The 18,515-nt window shown below is 38.8% G+C and carries 23 protein-coding genes; 8 read left to right on the top strand and 15 right to left on the bottom strand.

The annotated features are described in order from the left end of the window. The first annotated feature begins 5 nt into the window (after positions 1-5). Together CWB76_RS11555 and CWB76_RS11560 are read left to right on the top strand one after the other, a co-directional pair. The gene (locus CWB76_RS11555; protein ID WP_138607736.1) at positions 6-671 is read left to right on the top strand and encodes a tRNA (adenine(22)-N(1))-methyltransferase TrmK; all 666 of its coding nucleotides are present in this window, start codon (positions 6-8) and stop codon (positions 669-671) included. Between the two features lie 95 nt (positions 672-766). Continuing rightward, positions 767-1,780, top strand: a complete 1,014-nt coding sequence (locus tag CWB76_RS11560; protein ID WP_138607738.1) for a hypothetical protein — start codon at positions 767-769, stop codon at positions 1,778-1,780. An 8-nt stretch (positions 1,781-1,788) separates the two neighbouring features. On the opposite strand, the gene CWB76_RS11565 is transcribed toward CWB76_RS11560, so the two are convergent. Next, the gene (locus tag CWB76_RS11565; RefSeq protein ID WP_010388451.1) at positions 1,789-2,031 is read right to left on the bottom strand and encodes a hypothetical protein; all 243 of its coding nucleotides are present in this window, start codon (positions 2,029-2,031) and stop codon (positions 1,789-1,791) included. Positions 2,032-2,205: 174 nt separating this feature from the next. Here CWB76_RS11565 and CWB76_RS11570 point away from each other — a divergent pair, with 174 nt between their 5' ends. Further along, a complete protein-coding gene (locus CWB76_RS11570) occupies positions 2,206-2,655 on the top strand; it encodes a methyltransferase family protein (protein ID WP_138607740.1) in 450 nt (149 codons plus the stop codon). Positions 2,656-2,715: 60 nt separating this feature from the next. Here CWB76_RS11570 and queC read toward each other — a convergent pair whose 3' ends face one another. After that, complete coding sequence (queC, locus tag CWB76_RS11575; RefSeq protein ID WP_008110177.1) at positions 2,716-3,372, bottom strand: 7-cyano-7-deazaguanine synthase QueC; 657 nt, start codon at positions 3,370-3,372, stop codon at positions 2,716-2,718. Between the two features lie 145 nt (positions 3,373-3,517). Here queC and queE point away from each other — a divergent pair, with 145 nt between their 5' ends. Further along, a complete protein-coding gene (gene queE, locus CWB76_RS11580; RefSeq protein ID WP_008110178.1) occupies positions 3,518-4,183 on the top strand; it encodes a 7-carboxy-7-deazaguanine synthase QueE in 666 nt (221 codons plus the stop codon). Positions 4,184-4,440: 257 nt separating this feature from the next. Here queE and CWB76_RS11585 read toward each other — a convergent pair whose 3' ends face one another. The 6 genes from CWB76_RS11585 to CWB76_RS11615 form a co-directional block, all read right to left on the bottom strand. Further along, entirely contained in the window at positions 4,441-5,649 is a 1,209-nt protein-coding gene (locus CWB76_RS11585) for a beta-propeller fold lactonase family protein (protein ID WP_138607742.1), read from the bottom strand. Positions 5,650-5,769: 120 nt separating this feature from the next. Beyond that, positions 5,770-6,087, bottom strand: a complete 318-nt coding sequence (locus tag CWB76_RS11590; RefSeq protein ID WP_138607744.1) for an antibiotic biosynthesis monooxygenase family protein — start codon at positions 6,085-6,087, stop codon at positions 5,770-5,772. A gap of 218 nt (positions 6,088-6,305) precedes the next feature. Beyond that, a complete protein-coding gene (locus CWB76_RS11600) occupies positions 6,306-6,704 on the bottom strand; it encodes a hypothetical protein (RefSeq protein WP_212751297.1) in 399 nt (132 codons plus the stop codon). A 499-nt stretch (positions 6,705-7,203) separates the two neighbouring features. Then, positions 7,204-7,650 (bottom strand): hypothetical protein, encoded by a 447-nt coding sequence (locus tag CWB76_RS11605; protein ID WP_138607746.1) that lies wholly within the window; start codon positions 7,648-7,650, stop codon positions 7,204-7,206. A 146-nt stretch (positions 7,651-7,796) separates the two neighbouring features. Beyond that, the gene (gene bcp, locus CWB76_RS11610; protein ID WP_138607747.1) at positions 7,797-8,276 is read right to left on the bottom strand and encodes a thioredoxin-dependent thiol peroxidase; all 480 of its coding nucleotides are present in this window, start codon (positions 8,274-8,276) and stop codon (positions 7,797-7,799) included. Positions 8,277-8,286: 10 nt separating this feature from the next. Next, a complete protein-coding gene (locus tag CWB76_RS11615; protein ID WP_138607749.1) occupies positions 8,287-8,820 on the bottom strand; it encodes a glycine cleavage system transcriptional repressor in 534 nt (177 codons plus the stop codon). Positions 8,821-9,174: 354 nt separating this feature from the next. Here CWB76_RS11615 and bamC point away from each other — a divergent pair, with 354 nt between their 5' ends. Together bamC and CWB76_RS11630 are read left to right on the top strand one after the other, a co-directional pair. Further along, positions 9,175-10,233: an NlpB/DapX family lipoprotein gene (gene bamC, locus CWB76_RS11625; protein WP_138607751.1), complete on the top strand. Its 1,059-nt coding sequence runs from the start codon at positions 9,175-9,177 to the stop codon at positions 10,231-10,233. A 65-nt stretch (positions 10,234-10,298) separates the two neighbouring features. Beyond that, complete coding sequence (locus tag CWB76_RS11630; RefSeq protein ID WP_138607753.1) at positions 10,299-11,687, top strand: YjiH family protein; 1,389 nt, start codon at positions 10,299-10,301, stop codon at positions 11,685-11,687. A gap of 32 nt (positions 11,688-11,719) precedes the next feature. On the opposite strand, the gene CWB76_RS11635 is transcribed toward CWB76_RS11630, so the two are convergent. Together CWB76_RS11635 and CWB76_RS11640 are read right to left on the bottom strand one after the other, a co-directional pair. Then, a complete protein-coding gene (locus CWB76_RS11635) occupies positions 11,720-11,863 on the bottom strand; it encodes a DUF2897 family protein (protein WP_138607755.1) in 144 nt (47 codons plus the stop codon). Between the two features lie 84 nt (positions 11,864-11,947). Beyond that, complete coding sequence (locus tag CWB76_RS11640) at positions 11,948-12,484, bottom strand: acyloxyacyl hydrolase (RefSeq protein WP_138607757.1); 537 nt, start codon at positions 12,482-12,484, stop codon at positions 11,948-11,950. Positions 12,485-12,730: 246 nt separating this feature from the next. On the opposite strand from CWB76_RS11640, the gene CWB76_RS11645 reads away from it, so the two are divergent. Together CWB76_RS11645 and CWB76_RS11650 are read left to right on the top strand one after the other, a co-directional pair. Then, entirely contained in the window at positions 12,731-13,324 is a 594-nt protein-coding gene (locus CWB76_RS11645) for an MlaC/ttg2D family ABC transporter substrate-binding protein (RefSeq protein ID WP_138607759.1), read from the top strand. A 210-nt stretch (positions 13,325-13,534) separates the two neighbouring features. Beyond that, positions 13,535-14,872, top strand: coding sequence for an ankyrin repeat domain-containing protein (locus CWB76_RS11650; RefSeq protein WP_138607761.1), 1,338 nt, complete (start codon positions 13,535-13,537; stop codon positions 14,870-14,872). A gap of 61 nt (positions 14,873-14,933) precedes the next feature. On the opposite strand, the gene CWB76_RS11655 is transcribed toward CWB76_RS11650, so the two are convergent. From CWB76_RS11655 to CWB76_RS11675, 5 genes are read right to left on the bottom strand one after another with little or no spacing between them, the layout of a single operon-like run. Continuing rightward, positions 14,934-15,386: a DUF2069 domain-containing protein gene (locus CWB76_RS11655; RefSeq protein WP_138607763.1), complete on the bottom strand. Its 453-nt coding sequence runs from the start codon at positions 15,384-15,386 to the stop codon at positions 14,934-14,936. Beyond that, on the bottom strand, positions 15,383-15,937 hold the full coding sequence (wrbA, locus tag CWB76_RS11660; protein WP_131691238.1) for an NAD(P)H:quinone oxidoreductase: 555 nt from the start codon (positions 15,935-15,937) through the stop codon (positions 15,383-15,385). The genes CWB76_RS11655 and wrbA overlap by 4 nt, the downstream gene beginning before the upstream one ends. After that, entirely contained in the window at positions 15,937-16,284 is a 348-nt protein-coding gene (gene arsC, locus CWB76_RS11665) for an arsenate reductase (glutaredoxin) (protein WP_138607765.1), read from the bottom strand. The genes wrbA and arsC overlap by 1 nt, the downstream gene beginning before the upstream one ends. 54 nt (positions 16,285-16,338) lie before the next feature. Continuing rightward, the gene (bepA, locus tag CWB76_RS11670; RefSeq protein ID WP_138607767.1) at positions 16,339-17,796 is read right to left on the bottom strand and encodes a beta-barrel assembly-enhancing protease; all 1,458 of its coding nucleotides are present in this window, start codon (positions 17,794-17,796) and stop codon (positions 16,339-16,341) included. 12 nt (positions 17,797-17,808) lie between these two features. Next, positions 17,809-18,453 carry a hypothetical protein gene (locus tag CWB76_RS11675; protein ID WP_138607769.1) on the bottom strand — a complete coding sequence of 215 codons (645 nt, stop codon included), beginning with the start codon at positions 18,451-18,453 and terminating at the stop codon, positions 17,809-17,811. Positions 18,454-18,515: the final 62 nt, after the last annotated feature.

The raw sequence follows: 18,515 nt of genomic DNA on the forward strand, positions 1-18,515 counted from the left end.
GTTAAATGAAACTGAGTAAACGTTTAAACGCCATCAATTCGTTAATTACACAGTCTTACGATATTGTTTGGGATTGTTGTTGCGATCATGGCTTTTTAGGTATGGCATTACTTGAGCGCGGCATAGCCAAACAAATAAACTTTGTTGATATTATTCCAGAGTTAATGGAAGCGCTTGAGCAGTCGCTACAACAATTTGAGCAAGGAAAGTCTTTGCCTTCATGGCAAGTGCACTGCGAAGATGTTGCTCAAATTAAACTGCCAACAGGTGCTAAGCAAGTAATTGTTATTGCTGGGGTAGGGGGCGATTTATGTTTAAAGCTAATTCAGCAAATTATTGCTAATAACCCACAAAGCCTTAAACAACTTAGTTTTATTATTTGCCCTATTATGCACCTTTATAAGGTACGTGCGGGTTTACAGGCGTGTAATTTGCAGCTCGAAAGCGAGCAAATTATTGTTGAAAATAAGCGTTTTTACGAAGTGTTACAAGTCAGCTTTAATGCCACGGGCACTATCACTAAAACGGGAGCTCATATGTGGGATACACATAACCCTCAACATCATCAATATCAGCAACAATTGCTTGACCATTATACTCGAATGCTCAATAAAGATAGACTTTACTATCAAAAAGTTATAACAGAGTATCAACACGTATTTGAACGCTAAATACTGACAAAAAGTGTGATCGTTTTTTATGATTAACTTCGTAAAGTGCTTCATAGTTAATATCTTGCCGCTGGGCAGATTTATTTGGTTTATATATGTCAGATAACAACATAAAAATTGAGTCATTATTAGGTGATGGGCAAAAATGGCAACACAGCTACGAGCAACCCATTTCGTATGCGCCACTAGTGCAACTGGCTAATAAAAATTGGATTGTTCCGCAGCATTTTTTGCGTTACAAGCATACACTGGCCAGTGTTAATGAAGTGCTTAACGACATTAGTTTTTCCAACCACTTCAGCGTGTTAGCAGCTGAAAAAAACAGTGATGTTTATTTGCAAGTAGCAGTACTTAGTCCCGACAATTATCGCGCTGATAATAAAGCAAAAAAACTATTGTTTGGTCGCCGTTGGCCAGTAGAGCAGAACCTGCCTACCTCGGAGCTTATTCAAACTGCATTTTTAGCGTTAAAAGTGGCGCGTGAGCATGAGGTAAGAGAGCTTTTTCAGCTGCAACACCAAGGCGCAACTAGTACGCCATTTAATAATCATCATGACTTACCCGTTATGGCACAAAATCCCGAGCTTGTTAAAAGTACATCGTTTAAAAATATTTCATTGAACGAGCTGATAGAGCGCCTTGTGTTTGCGGATAACCAAATAGAGCTAATTAACTGCCAAGCTATAATCACCGGTGAACAGGTGTATACGGTTCAACTTCATTGCGATAGTTGCCAGCTGAGTGAGTTTAATAACAAAACTTTGTCATTCTTAGCACCGGATACAACAACAAATAGCTTTTTACATAGTTTTATTGCCGCATTGGTTGCTATAAGCAATGATTATGTGAGCGAGCATTTTAAATACCAAGGTTTTGCACGTTTTAGTAAGCATGTACAGGCGGAGCAAATAGGCGAGTTAAGTGTTTCTATGCGTTCGCCAAGTTCAGTTAGTTTGTGCTCAATGGGTAAACAAGAGGCGAATCAGTTAAATTTTGAAATAGACAGTGGCAGAGCACCGCAAGGGTGTGGTCAAGCAATTGGTGGTTTTTTAGCTGCCCATGGCATTGAGCAGCCTGAAAACGCACATTTATACCCAAATTACTTGTAACGTATACATTAAAGTTTGTTTATTTCTTGTTTTACGTTATAGCTTGAGTCGGTAACAATGGCTTCAAGTGTTTGTACTCGTTGTTTAAGTTCACTCACTTGAGCGGTTACCTCAGCTAGTTGTTTGTGTGCGTCTTGATTGTTGTCCTGTACTTTATGTTTAAATTCAAGGTGCTTTTTATACATATCGTAAATAACTCCCGAACCTACAGAAATAAGTACAATGAGAACTATCATTGTTGTGCCAGACATAATTACTTCCTTTAACTTTTATTTAAGCTTAAATTATAACCATAATTAAGCGCTCATAAAGCTAATTAATTGTAACTTTATTTGTATTTATAAATATTCGATAAGTCATTGTTATTATTTGTGACGCCACCATATAGTAATTATGAAGTTTTTTAATCGATACAAGGAGTAGGTATGTTAAATAATAAAATTCCACCGGTTGTGGTTGTGGTGTTTTTTGCTGCTGTAATGGCACTGATTGCACATTATAGCGTGATTGATTTTAGCGCATTTATTACTTATCTCTCGCTAGCACTTGTCGCTACTGGGTGTATATTTTGTATTGCTGGGGTCGTGAGTTTCCGGTTTGCTAAAACAACAGTACTACCTAACAAACCAGAACAAGCGTCTAGTTTAGTTACCTCAGGTGTTTATAAATTCTCTCGTAATCCGATGTATTTAGGTTTTGCGTTTATATTAGCAGGCTGGGGCGTGTGGTTGGGTTCAATGTGGGCTTTTTTAGGTGTAGCAGGGTTTATTGCTTACATTACCTTATTTCAAATAATCCCAGAGGAACGGGCGCTCCACAAATTATTTGGTGAGCAATTTGACGATTATAAATCACGAGTAAAACGCTGGCTTTAACGTTTTATCGCAACAAAAAAGGCTACCCTTGGTAGCCTTTTAGTGTATTAACGTTGAACTTTACTCATATTCAAGCGGGTCTGTCACGTTGTTAAGCTCAAAGGCCTCTAAACGTTCTTGGCAGGCACCACATTTACCACACGCTTTGTCACGACCATTATAACAGGTCCATGTTTGGCTGTAGTCTAAGCCCATTTTAATACCGTCGGTTAAAATATCGATTTTAGTATTGTTTAAATACGGGCTAAAAATTTCTACTGCATCGTAATTTGCAATACGACATACATCATCCATCTTTTTAACAAACTCAGGACGACAGTCAGGGTAAATTGCATGATCGCCTGAATGCGCGCCGTAATATACTTTGCTCGCTTTAAGCGACACTGCATAACCTACCGCTAAGGAAAGTAAAATCATATTGCGGTTAGGCACAATGGTGCTTTTCATGCTTTCTTCTTCGTAATGGCCTTCTGGCACATCAATATCGTCTGTTAACGACGAACCACCAATAAGCTGATTAATTGCTGATATATCAACAATTTTGTGCGGGACATTTAGCTTTTCACATACGTTGGCGGCAACTTTAAGTTCTTTAACATGACGCTGACCATAATCAAACGAGAGGGCATAAACATCATGGCCTTGCTGCAAGGCTTTATTTAATACAGTAAATGAGTCCATACCGCCGGAATAAATAACAACTACTTTTTGCGTCATACGTGGTTTGCTCTTTAGTTTTGATAGAGGTTTATATCAGGGCGCGATATACTACACGGCCAAGGCATAAATGACAATTTTTGCACCGTGCTTTGCGATTTTTAATAGTAACAATTTTGCCGTCAGGTTGTAAGTGAGATTTCTTTTGTACAAAATTAATGAAGTGTTTGAAACCATTCAAGGTGAAGCGAGCTTTACCGGTACGCCGTCTATATTTTTACGCCTGCAAGGTTGTCCTGTGGGATGTTCGTGGTGTGACACTAAACAAACCTGGGATGTTGATAATGTATATAAAGTATCACTAGATGACACGGTAGAAAAAAAAGCCGACTCTGATCATTGGGCTGAGGCCAGTGCCGCGCAGGTCCTGGAGTTATTTAAATCCCGTGGCTATACCGCCAAGCATGTTGTGATCACCGGTGGTGAACCTTGCATGTACGATTTAAACCCAGTGTGTAATTTATTGCATGATCATGGCTTTAGCACGCAAATAGAAACCAGTGGCACCTTTGAAATTCTCGCCCCTGCCCAAACGTGGGTTACGGTATCGCCAAAAATTAATATGCGTGGTGGTTACAAAGTATTGAGCAGTGCTATGCAACGCGCCGATGAAATTAAACACCCAATTGCTATGCAAAAGCACGTAGAAGAACTGGAAGAGTTATTTGTCGCCACGGGTGTTAACCCAAAACTGGTATATTTACAGCCAATCAGCCAAAAAACGTCGGCAACTAAATTAGCCATTGATACCTGTATCGCCAAAAACTGGCGTTTATCAATTCAAGTACATAAGTATTTGGGAATTAGTTAAAGAGCAAGCGCAGCTGTAAGCGTTTAGTTGCTCGGCGTTAAGTTATATTATGTAGGTTGGGTTGAGTGCAGCGAAACCCAACAAAAAAGTTTTTCAAATTGTTTTGAATGGTGCTTCATAGACTATAAAGTGCCACGAGCGGACATTGTGAGCGTTGTTTTAAGCGGCGAGAAGTAGTTCGTTAAAATATAAAGTGAAGTGGCGCTTAGCAAACTATACGAATCCGAGTGGTTAATACTATTTATGTTTCGCGACGTCTAATGTATCTTTATTTTAAAGACAAATAACGAATTACTTTTACCAGTCGCAACCAATAAGTGACGATTATCATCGGTAAGAGTAATAGATGAGATTCCATTTAATTCATCATCATGCACATTTACTAGCTTATTCTTATAGCTAAGTCGCCCATCAGCTTTCACACTAAATAAATATAGACCGCTACCCGACTCCCCAGCTGCATATATTTTTAAGCCATCTGACGATATCGCTAAGCTACTTGCTCCCTCTAAGCCAGAACCGCCAATATCCGAATTATTTATTGCCTGTAAAAATGTAAATTGTCCGGTATCCAATTTGTGAAAAACAACAATAGAATTACTCCCAGCACAGGCAACATACAAAAATTTTCCATTTGGTGAGACAACAATTTCTTGTGGATTAATAAATTGCTTCAAACCTGCAATGTCATTTTTTAATACTTGTTTTGCTAATAAGTCACCGCTAGGGTCTCTATCATAAATGGTTAATTGATGACCATCAAAACCTAGGACGTACAACTCATTATTTAGTGGAGATAAAGCTATGGCAATAGGTTTCCCTAAATCATTACTAAGTGGCTTAGCGTCTTTTATAACTCTATTAAAAATAACCTTTTTATCCTCCATTACATCTAAAATAGAAATAGCGTTACTCATATAGCTTGCAACGAAGAGCTGCTTTTCGTTGTTAGCCTTGACGATATCCCAAGCGCCTAAAAGACCAAGGCTATCAAGTTTGCCTATTGGCACATTACTATCAAACACTCTTTCATAGCTTAGACCGTCACTGATAAATTGATTAAAACGGTAACTATTATTATTTCTAGAGAATTTGGTTAAGGCGCCATCATAGAATCCAGTAACGACTATTTCATTACCGAGATCAAAATAGGTAACACCAGAGGCGCCTTCTAAACCGTTTATGTTGGTGGCGGTATTTTTGAACACTTGGCTAAAAGTTAGCTGAAAATTTTCGTCTAAATTAAAAACAGCGAGAGCATTATCGTCTCCACTAGAAACAAAAACCTTTGAATTATCTGAAATAACCTTAACACTCCTAGGATTACCTAAGCCATCAAAGTCGTTAACGTCATCTTTTAGTATTTGGATGAGCTGAAGGTCTTCTATACCACTAGCATATGAGGCATCGGTGCTAACAAGCCCCACAAAGAAGAAAAGTGCAATCATCTTTTTATTATTAAACATTAATTTTAAACTCTTTTAGGAACATAGCGCCTGTATAAACTGTGGAGCGAGTTAGCGCACTTCTTCGCCTTTTGTATTTTGCAAAAACGACAGCTTGCGGAGTCAGATTTGATACGCTTGTTATAGGCCGTAATCTCGCTCTACTTTTGAGATACGAACTTTAAATGAATCATACCAAGACTTACGACCAGTTTTTTGAGCTTCTAAGTGCTCAGAGTTAGCTTTCCAATTTTTAATTGAATCTAGATCTGCCCAGTAGGAAACAGTTATGCCAACATTTTCTCTAGCTGATTCTATGCCTAAAAAACCAGGTTGTTGCTCAGCAAGCTCAACCATCCTATTTGCCGTTTCACCGTAGCCATTATCATCTTCAGTTCGCGTAGAAGTGAAAATCACAGCAAAATATGGAGGTTTAGGTGTATTAGCGATAGCTGACATTGGGTCTCCTAAGTATATAACGCCTCGTTAAAAGTTATCGGTTTTTTGTCCTTTTGAACGACTCATTAGAAATTTTAACATCGTTCTCTGAAATTTTCTTGCCTCTTCGTCAAAAGAGAGCATTTTCACTGCTATACCAATGCTTCCGCACACTCTTAACCACTAAAACCAACGCATAGTAAAAATGCCACGCGTGCGAATCGTTCTTGAAGAATTTGCTAGCCAACTTCAACCGCAGAAGTAATTAACCCGTAGTCTTCTATGTCCTCGTTATTTCCCATTACATACGAAAGCTCATCGAGAGCTGAGTTTGCATGCTTAAGAAATTCAATCGTCAAGAGTTCATTATAAGGTCGCTTAAAAACTGCAAATTCGACTTCACTGTCACCCAGATCGTATTCATATCTATCGGGCTTTGCATGTGCCAAACTATTTCTTGCACCACGAAGTGCATCAAGGACTTCATGTAATCCTTCGATATGCTCGACATATAAAATCGAGAAAACATTTTTCGTTTCCAATGATACGGTTTCTTTTCTTTGAAGCTTTCTCGGAGTAAGCCAAAACCCGCCATATTTATTAACACCTCCGCCAGAAATACATGTGAGATTAAACATGCTTGCATATCCATACTAATACCATTGGAGTGACCAGAACTATTTTTTGTCTCAATGCAATCAAGTTGATATTGAGCTAAATTCGCAAGGTCTGAATGTGGGTTGTATCTAACTTGATACTCCAAATTATCTTCAGTTGGCTAACAGCTTTATCAGAGGACACTTTCCTCTTATTCTTACTAAGTTAATGACGACTCATCTGAATGACAGGTTCTCGCTATGAGCTCAACTGGCTAATATACTCGCTTGGGTAATCAAATTAATGTGCAATATAAAAATAAAATACGTTTCAGGGGTTAAGTAAATTACTAACTTTTAAATGTACTGTCACAACAATAATAATCTTCTTGAACAGCTTAAAACTTAAAACTTAGTGCATAACGTAATTTTTAATCGCTAGGGTAGGCGTATTTACTATTGAAATATTAAGTCGAAGGTAAACACAAAAACGCTACTATAAAGTAAATTTATATGAAGCTGAATCGCTGTTTCTGAAAATTCAAACAATGGCACTGACAAGTGCGCCAGCGTCTGTAATACCTGCATCTTTCATGGCTTGGCTAATCATTTGCACCAGCGCTATTACCTGAGATTGTGTTGATGAAACGATGTTTGCTTGTGCTTCAATTTGTGCCTGTATAGCCTCGTCTTCTTGGTCCGATTGAGCTTGTAATTGAGTGAGTTGTTCTTTTTGTTCTTCAAGCAGCTGTTTGAGCTCTTTAAGTTGCTCTATCATTTTTGCAATATATTCAGGCATTTCTGAATTTGTGGTTTTTTCAACGTTTTGATCAGCCTCTTTTCCCGAGAGTTTATTACGCTCTCTGTCTGATAATTGATAATCAGCGTTGTCCTTATTTTTAGTTGTTTCTTTTGTTTGTTGTGCAGCATTTATTTTTTCTGCTGCAATTTTAACGTCAAAGGCTGAGTGTTTATTTAGCTGTATCACGGTTAATTATCCATAATGTTATTCGTTACCAATTTAGCTATCGGCAGGAATGCTAAAGTACTAAAGCGATAAATACAAAAAAGCGTTGCCCTTGAGCAACGCTTTTATTTTATCTTGTTTAGCCTTTAGCCTTTAGCCTTTAGCCTTTATTCAGCAGCTAAATAATCCAATACCACTTGGTGATGATCTTTGGTTTTAAATTTATCAAACAAGTGTTTAATTTTACCGTCTTGACCGACTAAGAAAGTGAGGCGGTGGATACCATCATATTCTTTGCCCATAAATTTTTTGTATCCCCACACGCCAAATGCCTCAGCAATGGCATGATCTTCGTCAGAAAGTAGGTCAAAGTTAAGCTCTTTTTTAGTTTCAAAGTTTTTAAGGCGCTTAATTGGATCTGGGCTTATACCAACCACGTGAGTGTTGAATTTTGCAAGCTCGGCTTGTTGGTCACGCAGATTCTCGGCTTGTACGGTACAGCCTGGCGTTGACGCTTTAGGGTAAAAGTATACCAATACTTGTTTTTCTTTTAATAACTCGTTGAGCACGACGGTTTCGTCATTTTGGTTTTGTAAGCTAAAAGCCGGTGCTGTGTCGCCACTTTGTAATGGGGTAATTTTGTTCATGCTAAACTCCTTAGCGAATACGTCGAAAGATGTAATCTACGTTTAAAACGTGCGAAAGGTTTTCAAAACTAATTTTAAATTGGTCAATGTCAACGTCAACGGGAATATTAAATTCAAGTTCACAGCGCATTTTAAGTTCAGTATCTTCTTCGTAGGTATCTGATTTTAATGAGCAAATATTAATATTACTGTCTGCAAAAAAGCGCGTTACTTTACTCAAGGTGCCAGGGGTGTCTATGCCAGTATATTCTAGGGTGTAACCTGCACAAAACTCGCTTTGATTATGGCTTGAAGTGCGTTTCATCATAGTAAGCAGGCCAAGCTCCATACCTTTGGTAGGCAGGGTGTGCTCAATACGGCTAATGGCTGACATATCACCGCTAAGTAGCATAATAAAAGTAAGTTCGTTGCCTAAAATAGCAATGCGGCTATCTATAATATTACAGTGGCAATCACTGACGAGTTGCGTAAGCTCACTAACGATGCCCGATCTATCTTCGCCAATTGCGGTTAAAACAATTTGATGATTTGAAAATGCAGTCATGGGTTTTAAAGTACCTAAGTTACTTGGATGATAACAACCGACTTGTCAACAAAAAATAAACACGTAGCGTTGCACGGCGGCAAAGTTTAACACAAAACCCGCGTTAAACTACAGCGACGGTTAATTTTAGGCGGTTAATAGTGCAGTGTTTCTTGTTTTTACAAGCTTGTGAAAGTACCATAGCAAAAATGTGTCTATTTGTAGCCTAGTCTGTCGGTCATCTTGTTGGCTTAATGCAGTTAGATAAGCAAATTATAAATGTAAAGTTAATATTGATTTTACACTGAACCAAATCGGTATTACCCACTCATATATTTGTTAAAACAATTAAGGGTATGCTAAGGAGAATTATCTGTGCAGTATTGGATCCCAAAAGCACTTGCAGTAAGTGTATTGGTAAGTTTGTCAGGGTGTAGTGTATTTACAAGTGATGCCCATAATGAGCGTAACTACCGCGCCCATGAGCCGGTTAAAGCACCTGCTTCGTTATCACAACCCGCTCAAGATCCTGTTTATAAGATGGATGTGGGTCAATATGATAATAATCCGGAGGCAACAAACTATCGTCCGCCGGCGCAAGTATTAACGGTTGCTAAAGGCAGTTGGGTTGAGGAAGCAGATAAACAAGCACGTATTTATTTTGATAAAAATGATGGCATTGACGATTTAGATGTATTCATTTGGGACTCGATTCAAGCAGTGCTTGCTGACAACAACATTAGTGCGACACAACAAAACAAAATGCAAGGAACACTTGAAACAGATTGGTACGCTATTGTTAAGCCAGAGGAAAGCTGGTTATGGGGCGATGATGAAAGTGTTGATTTAGAACGTTTTAAATTTACTATTGAAGAAAAAGAGCATCAACGTACAGCGTCTTTAACTGCTGAGCTTATTGATTTTAAAGGCGATAAGCCTTTGACTGATTTATTAAAACAGCAGCTAGAAGTACGTGCACTTAACCAAGTAGTAAGTGAGTTTGATTACCGCTATCGTCAACTTGAAGTTGATATGCGTAAGCGTAAAGGGGTAATTTCATTAGAGCTTGGGTTTGATAACAAAGGCAATGCAGCACTTGTTACTGAGCAAGCCTACGATACAGTATTCGATCGCTTTTCTGGATTCTTAGAGCGCTTATCTTTCACCATTGTTGAAATAAACCAAGAGACAGGTTTAATTACAGCAGATTACGCCAAAGTAGAAAGTAGCGTATGGGATTCTATTTGGGGCGATGAACCAACAGAATTACCAATTGATGAAGGCCAATACCAAATTTTGGTTAGCAAAACCAAGCAAGGTGGCACCAGTCTTACGTGGATGGATGACAAAGGCGAAACGCTTGAACCAGGTACAATGAATGGTTTACAGCAAGCATTAGAAGCGGCGTTAATTAAGCGCGGTATTAAAATTTAATAATTATAAATACTTACCACAAAAAGAGCACTTAGCTCTTTTTGTGGTTTTTACAGGTTGAAAATATGTCTCAGTTAGATTCATCACGCCCAGCATCCGTTCAAAAAAGTTATGATTTGAAAGTATGGTTGGTTTTTTTAATTCCTTCTTTAATCGGCGTTTTTTTGTTCATGACGCCAGTACCGTCTGGCGAAATAATGACGATACCTATCGCGGTAATGGCCAAGGCAATTCAAGCCTCATTCAGTGAGATAGCATTAGGACTAATAGCTACCATTATTTGTATTACTGGTGTAATGTCGCTGATGCTTAGTATCTTTAAACCGAAAAGCTTAACCAAATTTCGCTTATTAAATCATTTGTTTAATGTGAGTTGGATTTGGTTAGTAACACGGTTATTTGGTATGGCGTTTGTGCTTTTAACTTATTTTCAAGTGGGGCCGCATGCTATTACCTCAGAAAATACTGGCTTGCTAGTATTAAAAGATTTATTACCGGTGCTGTTTTCGGTATTTATTTTAGCGGGCTTATTACTGCCTTTATTACTTAATTTTGGTTTACTTGAGCTGGTGGGTACCTTGCTTACTAAAGTAATGCGTCCATTATTTGGTGTACCAGGGCGCAGTGCAGTTAACTGCGTTGCTTCATGGTTAGGTGATGGTAGTGTGGGCATTTTGATGACTGCGCGTCAGTACGAAGATAAATATTACACTCAACGTGAAGCTGCGATTATTGGCACCACTTTCTCAGCTGTATCAATTACCTTTTGTTTGGTTGTTATTGGCCAAGTAAAGCTTGAATACTTATTTGCACCTTTCTACCTAACCGTGTGTTTAGCGGGTGTAGTGGCTGCGATAATTGTTCCGCGTTTACCACCACTGCGTTTTAAAAAGGACGTGCTTATTGATGGTGAACAACCTGATGGCAACGCCGAGCTAGTACCTGAAGGAAAAACATTATTTAAGCACTCTCTTGATGTTGCATTGACTAAAGCAGAAAAAGCGCCAGGCTTGAAGGGCACCTTAGAAGAAGGTATACACAATGCATTTGATATGGTGTTTGCAGTATTACCAGTAGTCATGGCGGTGGGTACATTTGCACTTATTATTGCTGAATATACTCCGATATTTCAGTATTTAGGTATGCCGTTTATTCCGTTCTTGGAGCTTTTACAAGTACCAGAAGCTGAAATGGCTGCACAAACTATTATGGTCGGTTTTGCAGATATGTTTATTCCTTCTATTTTAGCTGCAGGTTCAATTGAAAGTGATGTAACACGTTTTATTATTGCAGCCATGAGTGTGACGCAGCTTATTTATATGTCTGAAGTGGGCGCACTTTTATTAGGAAGTAAAATACCAGTTAATATTTTTGAGTTGTTTGTTATTTTCATTCTCAGAACATTAGTTACATTGCCTGTTATTGCCTTAATGGCACACTGGTTAGTTGGTTAAGTAATGATTTAAACGAAAAAAGCCCTGAATATTCAGGGCTTTTTTATGTCTTTTTTATGAGTAATAGAGGGAGAGGCTTTAAACTCGCTTTTTGCACTTAAACGCAGCAGTGCTAAATTACCGATAACAATAGCCAGTACAATCGAGATAACGAGTACGATTTGCCAAATTTGCATGTTGTTGACCTTATTGTTTTTTAAGCAGTAATTATGACCGCTTTCAATATAAGCCGCAACATTTTGAGTGTTTATTACGGGTGTTTAAAACCGTTGTGCTACCGACAATGTTAAAAAGTTTATTCCTGGATTAGGTGCTTTAAATCCTGCGTTTGAATAGTGAATAATACGCAGTGCTACGTTGGTTTCTCCAAAATCGGCCACTAGGCCTATTCTATCTTCAAACTGATAGTGAGTACTTAGGTTTTTACCTGCAAAATGGTGCTCATCAAGTAGGGAAAAGCCAATACCAGCCTCCACATAGAATGGCGTATTGTATACGCTAAATGCAGGAAACTGCACAACTGGTGAAACAGCGAATACTAGGTTGGATTGTGACTGTTGATCATGGCGGTAATGCCACAGGTTAATGCTGCTTTCAAGGTAAAAGCGGGCATCGCCAACAAAGTTTTGTGTACCCTTGGGATGATATTGATACGCAAGCTTTACCCCAGTCACATTACCTTCGCCTTTTAATAAGTCCACAGCGTAGCCATGGCTTGAGGATGCATAGGCTGCATTTGTTGGCAGTAAAAATAAACAAAAAATAATAATTGAAATCATCTCAAATGAGGTTTTCATAACGACCTACTGGTAGGTAAATTTAAATAGTAATTAAATGATAAGGGCGGTGAATTACTGTTTTCAATAAGGACAAAAATCCGCTTGTAGATGGCTTGTTAACTAAGTTTTTTAACTAATTGAATTTATTTAATTAATTTTATTGGTGCTAATTGGGCATTAATAAGTTGCTTATTTATGCCTTTTTTGTTGCCTGTTATTTGCGTAGATTACACTAAACTTAATTATTTAAACTATGCATTTATTATGAAACTTATAAAGCTTTTAGTGGTTATTGCTGTTTTTTTTAGTAGCGCACTCACTGCACAAACGCAGCCGTCACCTAAACAATTATTGCAAACTGTAGCGGAATCATTATTTAACGATATTGGGCAGGTAAATGCGCAAGGTAATGCCAGCAAAGAAGCGATGTCATTAATTGTTGAGCAGCGTTTGATGCCACATATTGATATTAAGTTTGTGTCGTTTAAATTATTAGGTAAACATATTAAAGGCATTAACCGTGAACAAGGCGTTGCGTTTATAGATGCGGTAGAGCATTACTTAACGGGCACTTATGCTAGTGCGCTTGTGAAGTACACAGGGCAAGATGTAATTTTTGAGCAAGACGCTGCTGCAAGCGACTCTAAATTTGCCACAGTTAAAACGCAAATTATTGAAGCTAATAAACCCACCATAGATTTACACTTTAAACTTCGTTTAGGGAACGATCAGCAATGGAAAGTATACGATATTGTTGCTGAGGGGATTTCGTTACTTAGTGCTAAGCAAAAAGAGATCATTCAACGCATTTCTGATGTGGGTTTAGATCAAGTCACAGCAGAACTTCAGCAAAGTTAGTTCCTCTGTAATTAAAAGCTCCAACCGTAAAAGCAGCTAATGGCGCATGTCGTTAGTTGCTTTTGTATTTTGGCCTATATTGCACGAGTTTACGCTAGCTTGGCAACCTAGCTGTGTTAGAATATCGGCTTCTTTGATTAAGCGTGGTGTCAGCTAAAAACTGTTATAACTGACCACTCACCCGAGCTACACTGGAGTTGTGTTGTTTTAATGGAAAATGTACTAATTTGGCCAAAGGAATACCCGTTACTGGTCAAAGGGCTGGTTGAACAAAACGGTGCCTTCATTTTAGATGCTTTAGAAGCTTGGCCTGCCTGTCGTTCTACTGAAGAAGATGATGCTGTTTGCACCACGGTTTTGCCCCCAATTTATTATTTAACCTGGTTAACCCCCCTAGAGCCGTTTGAAGAATGTTACTTTCAGCATATTTGTGAATATGATGAGGATGCACAAGTCTATATTGCAGCACTTAAAGAGCACTATTTTGCTAATGACTACAGCATAGAAAATATTGTGTTAATGCTGTGTCAGCGACTTGAAAAATACGCAAGTGTATCGGCACAAAATAATATTGAAACGCCGCTTTCATTGATTAGCCTATTTTTTAGTAAACGCTTTTTTACTCTAATAGAGCATGCGCTAGAACAGGATGCCAAGTTGTCGGCAGCAGACACCCTATCAATTTGGCAAGAGGTCGACTTTAGAGAACGCTTAAGTGCTTATATTCCTCAGTCGATTGCAGACATTGACTATTTAGCAGAGCTCACCAGCGAAAAGGTAGCTGCAGGCAAAGATTACTTTACTTTATTAACTCAGGTTTCGCCTGATGTTGATTCTATTGTGTTGTTAGAAAATGCTTTACTTGCCCACCTAAACAAGAAAAAAGCTAAGCAAACCATGGCGATGCGCTTTATTGAGCAGGGCGCTACAGGCGCTTTAACCGATGAAGATAACAAAACAGCATTTATGTGGGCAGCAGAAAAAGGCTATGTAAATGTAGTTGAAACACTCCTGCAGTACCAAGATAAAAAAGCCGTCGACAATAAAGGTAATACGGCGCTGCATTACGCAGTAATGAGTAAAAATGAATCGTTAATGATTTTACTGCTGAAAGCGGGGTATGACTTTAGAGCGCGTAATAACGATGGATTAAGTTGTTATCGTTTAGCGGTAAGTATCAAAGCCAGTAACTTAGTTAAGTGCCTTGAACGTGATTTTGGAATTAAAGAGTTATCACCTGAAGGGCAGTTAGAGCGAATTAAAAAGGTACATGTATTACACGCGGTTGTGGCGTTATTGCTACCACTTCAGTTGTTTTTCTTTTTTGATGAAAACATCACTATAAAAAGTGAGCTTACTCTTTTTATGACCATGACGGCGGTGGTGTGTTTTTTCTTTGCGACAAATTTAAAGCGTTGTTCGTTGTACCCGCATATTAAACATCCTTGGGGATTGTTTTTATTAAGAGTGGTATCGGCTTTTAGCCTTATAGCCCAGCTAGGTTTAGCTTGCATAGTGGGGTTAGCTGCTTTAAGCGAGTTAGTTTAACCATTTATTTAATTAAAAAAACGCGCTAATAAAGCGCGTTTTTTATGTTTTGAGCTGCTAGCTATGAGTTGTTTTTATCGTGTTCATGCGCTGCTTTTTCTTCAGCAAGTTCATCTTTAAGCTTGCGAATCTTAAGTCCAAGCTCTTGTCCTCTATGGCGTGCATAGTAAGTGCAGCCAATAAACATAGACGAGGCGAAAAGTAACTCTAGTAATACCCATACGAGTTCATCTTGAGCAACCCATAGCAATGTAAAGCCATGAATAAAATAAAACATAACGATAAAATTAGCCCACGCATAAGTGTAGGTTTTATCTTGCAGTATGCCTTTTAAAGGTAATAACAGTGGTAGTACATAGACTAAAAAAAGAAAGGCGTTACTGTGGCCTTCTCTGGGGGCTAACACAAACATCCATAGTGGCATTAAAATCAGCAGGCCAAAATAACCAAATAAGGCTAGGCGCTGAAATTTTACGGTCACTGGCTTTTTAGCAGACTCGCTCTTTTGGGTCATTTAAGTTTACTCGCTACTTGCGTCAAGCGTTTGCCTACGCTTTGACATATTTTAATTTCATCTTTACTTAGGGTAGAGCTGTTGCTGCTGCCAGCAACGTGGGAAGCGCCGTAAGGTGTGCCTCCAGTTTCGGTGCCAAGAAGTTCTGGTACATCGTAAGGTACCCCCATTAACATCATCCCGTGATGTAATAACGGCAGTGACAAGTTAAGTAGGGTTGCTTCATTTCCCCCATGCATACTACTCGATGATGAAAACACACAGGCAGGCTTATCTATAAGTTGGCCTTTAAGCCACAGGTCACTGGTGGTTTCCCAAAATGTCTTTGCCTGTGCGGCCATCATGCCAAAGCGGGTAGGTGTACCAAATGCAAGCCCATCACAAGCAACTAAATCGTCTTTATTTATCACAATGTCGTGCGGGTTTTTAGCCACAAACGTGCGCAGCAAGGCGGTTGCGCCTTGTTGTTCTATCGATTCTGCAATTTCATGCGCCATGGCTTCTACAGAGCCATGGCTTGAGTGGTACAGCACCACAATGGTTGTGCTCATTATAGAACGCTTAATACGTTTTCAGGCGGGCGACCCAAGGCTGCTTTGTTGTTGCTAACAACAATGGGGCGTTCAATTAATTTTGGATGTTCCACCATGGCAGCAATTAGTGCCGACTCATCATTTTCATCTTTTAAATTAAGGGCTTTGTACTGCTCTTCTTTGGTACGCATTAGAGCTCGTGCAGAATTAAACCCAAGTTGAGAAACTAAGGTACTAATTTGCTCATGAGAAAGCGGTGTTTTTAAGTATTCAACAACACTCGGTTCAATGTTTTTACTTTGTAATAGGTTAAGTGTTTCGCGTGATTTTGAACAGCGCGGATTATGGTAAATAGTAACTGACATAAAAATAAATCCAAAGTATAAATTGTGGCTATTTTAGGTGAACTCGCCAAATACTTAAAGCCTTGCAAGCTCTTTTTGTAATAACCGATATTGTGTGAGTAACGCTTTTAAACGCTGTTGTTTCACATTTTCAGTTGGCTCAACAAAATTAAGTGCTTTTTGTATTTCGTCAGCCGCTTTTAAATATGCGCCATATTGCGACAACACATCGGCGTTTGCTTCGTGATACGCGGCTAATTTTTCTTGCTTTTTATAGGCATCGGTTAAAAGCTGCTTACCTAAACTATGATCTGGCTTCTCTAATAAAAATGACTTTAGTACATTTTCGGCTAACTCATATTGCTCAGCTTCCAACGCGGCGTTTGCAAAATTTAAAGTAATTACTTGGTTGTTTGGCCGGTAGTTATTTAACTCACTTAAATAACTAACTGCTTCAGCTGCTTTTTTTTGTGCAATTAGCAAATCTGTTTTTGTATCAATATAAAATAAATTTTTAGGATCACTTGCCAATAGCTCATCTAGGATAGGCTGCGCTTCATCCGTTTTCTTTTGATCAACTAAGCTAATTGCTAAACCATACTGTAGTGCTACGTTGTTATAGGTATTTTCGCGCATTAACTTTCTAAATAAGGCCTCTGCATTTTCTGGCTCGTTATCGTAGCGTGCTAGTACACGGCTTTTAGCTAAATTAAAATCAAGGCTTGAACCTATTTGGCGTTTTGGATATTGCTCGGCACGCAAGCGTACATCCGACACGCGGCTTTCTGGTAGCGGGTGAGTGAGTAAAAACGCCGGGGGTTTATATTTATAACGAATTTGCGCTGCCAGTTTAGTTAAAAATTCACTAGAAGCTCTTGCATCAAATCCTGCATTGTTAAGGGTTTGCATGCCAATTCTATCGGCTTCTTGTTCAGCAGAGCGGCTATGGGTGAGTTGGCTAAATGCCGACTGTGTTTGGCTGGCTGAAATAATTGCTATGCCTGCATCTGGGGCTACAACGGTTGCTAAAATACCGGCTATCATACCGGCAATGGTGAGACCGCTATTGTCTTGTTGTTGCTGAATACGCCTTGCTAAGTGGCGTTGTGTTACGTGCGCGATTTCATGACCAAGTACTGAGGCAAACTGACTTTCGTTATCGGCTTGAGCAATTAAGCCTGTGTGAACACCTACATGACCGCCATAAAATGCAAATGCGTTAATTTCTGGGTTATTTAACCAAAAAAATGAAAAACCGAAGCGTACATCATTGGCGTTCGCAACTAATTTTCGGCCTAAGGTTGTTAGGTACTCATCAAGCACTGGATCGTTAATTAATGGTGAAGACCCTCTGATCTGCATCATCATCACTTCACCAATCGCTCTTTCTTTCTCCAGTGGTAATGCCTGCAGCGCAGACGTGCCTAAGTCGGGCAGTTGAAGATTTGTTTGTGCCTTTAACGGCTCACTCATTAGTAGGCTAAATGTAAGCACTGCACTGCATAAAGTGATAAAGGCGGATTTTAGTTGCATTATATTCCTTGTTTATTTTTTATCAGGGGCACTTGTTGGATCATCTGTATATAAACGGCTGTCCTTTTCACATAATTGATAAAACGACTTTATTGTGACCCCATCAACCTTAACAATGTTCAATTGAGTTTGTAAAAAAGCAATAATCTTATGAACTACTTTATGTGAATGCAATATAAGCGCTTTGTCTGCTTCATCGCCTTGTTCTAAATAAAAGCCTATGAATTTATGTAGTTGATTAATGCGAATCACAGTTTTCATGGTTAATGGATCCCATAATATAAATTCCATTGACTCATCATGTCGAGCGTATCTATCGATGGTAGTATCATGAGAAAAAGGGAACGCTTGTAGTTCAAAACCGCGTTCGGTAAATACTTGATGCAACGAAATTCGTGGCTTGTTATTACTCTCTTTCTCAAAAAGCTCGTTTGGGTCGATACCCAAGGACTCTAGGTTCCAATTGCGTTTGTCGATGATACGCTTTATAGCATTATCAAACCCGTGATCTAAAATGCTTTCACACTCACTTACCGATGAGGCTACTAAATGATAAAAATGCGGCAGCTCTCCCCAATTAATTTGCTTTTTAAACCAATTTATTTCTTTGAGAGTTGGATTGCTAGGCAATTGCGCTTTATTATGCGAATTAGGCATTAACGTATCCTTTTAGCTAACTATGCTATAAGGATAAACCATTGCAGAGGTTGTTTTAAGAA

This window comes from Pseudoalteromonas sp. S1609, assembly GCF_005887255.1.
Classification (GTDB): Bacteria; Pseudomonadota; Gammaproteobacteria; order Enterobacterales; family Alteromonadaceae; genus Pseudoalteromonas.

What these genes read in the sequence shown, in the direction of transcription:
- CWB76_RS11650 (WP_138607761.1), top strand. Translation starts at nt 13,535, where the DNA reads ATGGAAAATGTACTAATTTGGCCAAAGGAATACCCGTTACTGGTCAAA.
- CWB76_RS11565 (WP_010388451.1), bottom strand. Translation starts at nt 2,031, where the DNA reads ATGTCTGGCACAACAATGATAGTTCTCATTGTACTTATTTCTGTAGGT.
- CWB76_RS11555 (WP_138607736.1), top strand. Translation starts at nt 6, where the DNA reads ATGAAACTGAGTAAACGTTTAAACGCCATCAATTCGTTAATTACACAG.
- CWB76_RS11640 (WP_138607757.1), bottom strand. Translation starts at nt 12,484, where the DNA reads ATGAAAACCTCATTTGAGATGATTTCAATTATTATTTTTTGTTTATTT.
- wrbA (WP_131691238.1), bottom strand. Translation starts at nt 15,937, where the DNA reads ATGAGCACAACCATTGTGGTGCTGTACCACTCAAGCCATGGCTCTGTA.
- CWB76_RS11600 (WP_212751297.1), bottom strand. Translation starts at nt 6,704, where the DNA reads ATGTTTAATCTCACATGTATTTCTGGCGGAGGTGTTAATAAATATGGC.
- CWB76_RS11655 (WP_138607763.1), bottom strand. Translation starts at nt 15,386, where the DNA reads ATGACCCAAAAGAGCGAGTCTGCTAAAAAGCCAGTGACCGTAAAATTT.
- bepA (WP_138607767.1), bottom strand. Translation starts at nt 17,796, where the DNA reads ATGCAACTAAAATCCGCCTTTATCACTTTATGCAGTGCAGTGCTTACA.
- CWB76_RS11570 (WP_138607740.1), top strand. Translation starts at nt 2,206, where the DNA reads ATGTTAAATAATAAAATTCCACCGGTTGTGGTTGTGGTGTTTTTTGCT.
- CWB76_RS11635 (WP_138607755.1), bottom strand. Translation starts at nt 11,863, where the DNA reads ATGCAAATTTGGCAAATCGTACTCGTTATCTCGATTGTACTGGCTATT.
- queC (WP_008110177.1), bottom strand. Translation starts at nt 3,372, where the DNA reads ATGACGCAAAAAGTAGTTGTTATTTATTCCGGCGGTATGGACTCATTT.
- CWB76_RS11630 (WP_138607753.1), top strand. Translation starts at nt 10,299, where the DNA reads ATGTCTCAGTTAGATTCATCACGCCCAGCATCCGTTCAAAAAAGTTAT.
- CWB76_RS11645 (WP_138607759.1), top strand. Translation starts at nt 12,731, where the DNA reads ATGAAACTTATAAAGCTTTTAGTGGTTATTGCTGTTTTTTTTAGTAGC.
- bcp (WP_138607747.1), bottom strand. Translation starts at nt 8,276, where the DNA reads ATGAACAAAATTACCCCATTACAAAGTGGCGACACAGCACCGGCTTTT.
- CWB76_RS11590 (WP_138607744.1), bottom strand. Translation starts at nt 6,087, where the DNA reads ATGTCAGCTATCGCTAATACACCTAAACCTCCATATTTTGCTGTGATT.
- CWB76_RS11560 (WP_138607738.1), top strand. Translation starts at nt 767, where the DNA reads ATGTCAGATAACAACATAAAAATTGAGTCATTATTAGGTGATGGGCAA.
- arsC (WP_138607765.1), bottom strand. Translation starts at nt 16,284, where the DNA reads ATGTCAGTTACTATTTACCATAATCCGCGCTGTTCAAAATCACGCGAA.
- CWB76_RS11615 (WP_138607749.1), bottom strand. Translation starts at nt 8,820, where the DNA reads ATGACTGCATTTTCAAATCATCAAATTGTTTTAACCGCAATTGGCGAA.
- CWB76_RS11585 (WP_138607742.1), bottom strand. Translation starts at nt 5,649, where the DNA reads ATGTTTAATAATAAAAAGATGATTGCACTTTTCTTCTTTGTGGGGCTT.
- CWB76_RS11675 (WP_138607769.1), bottom strand. Translation starts at nt 18,453, where the DNA reads ATGCCTAATTCGCATAATAAAGCGCAATTGCCTAGCAATCCAACTCTC.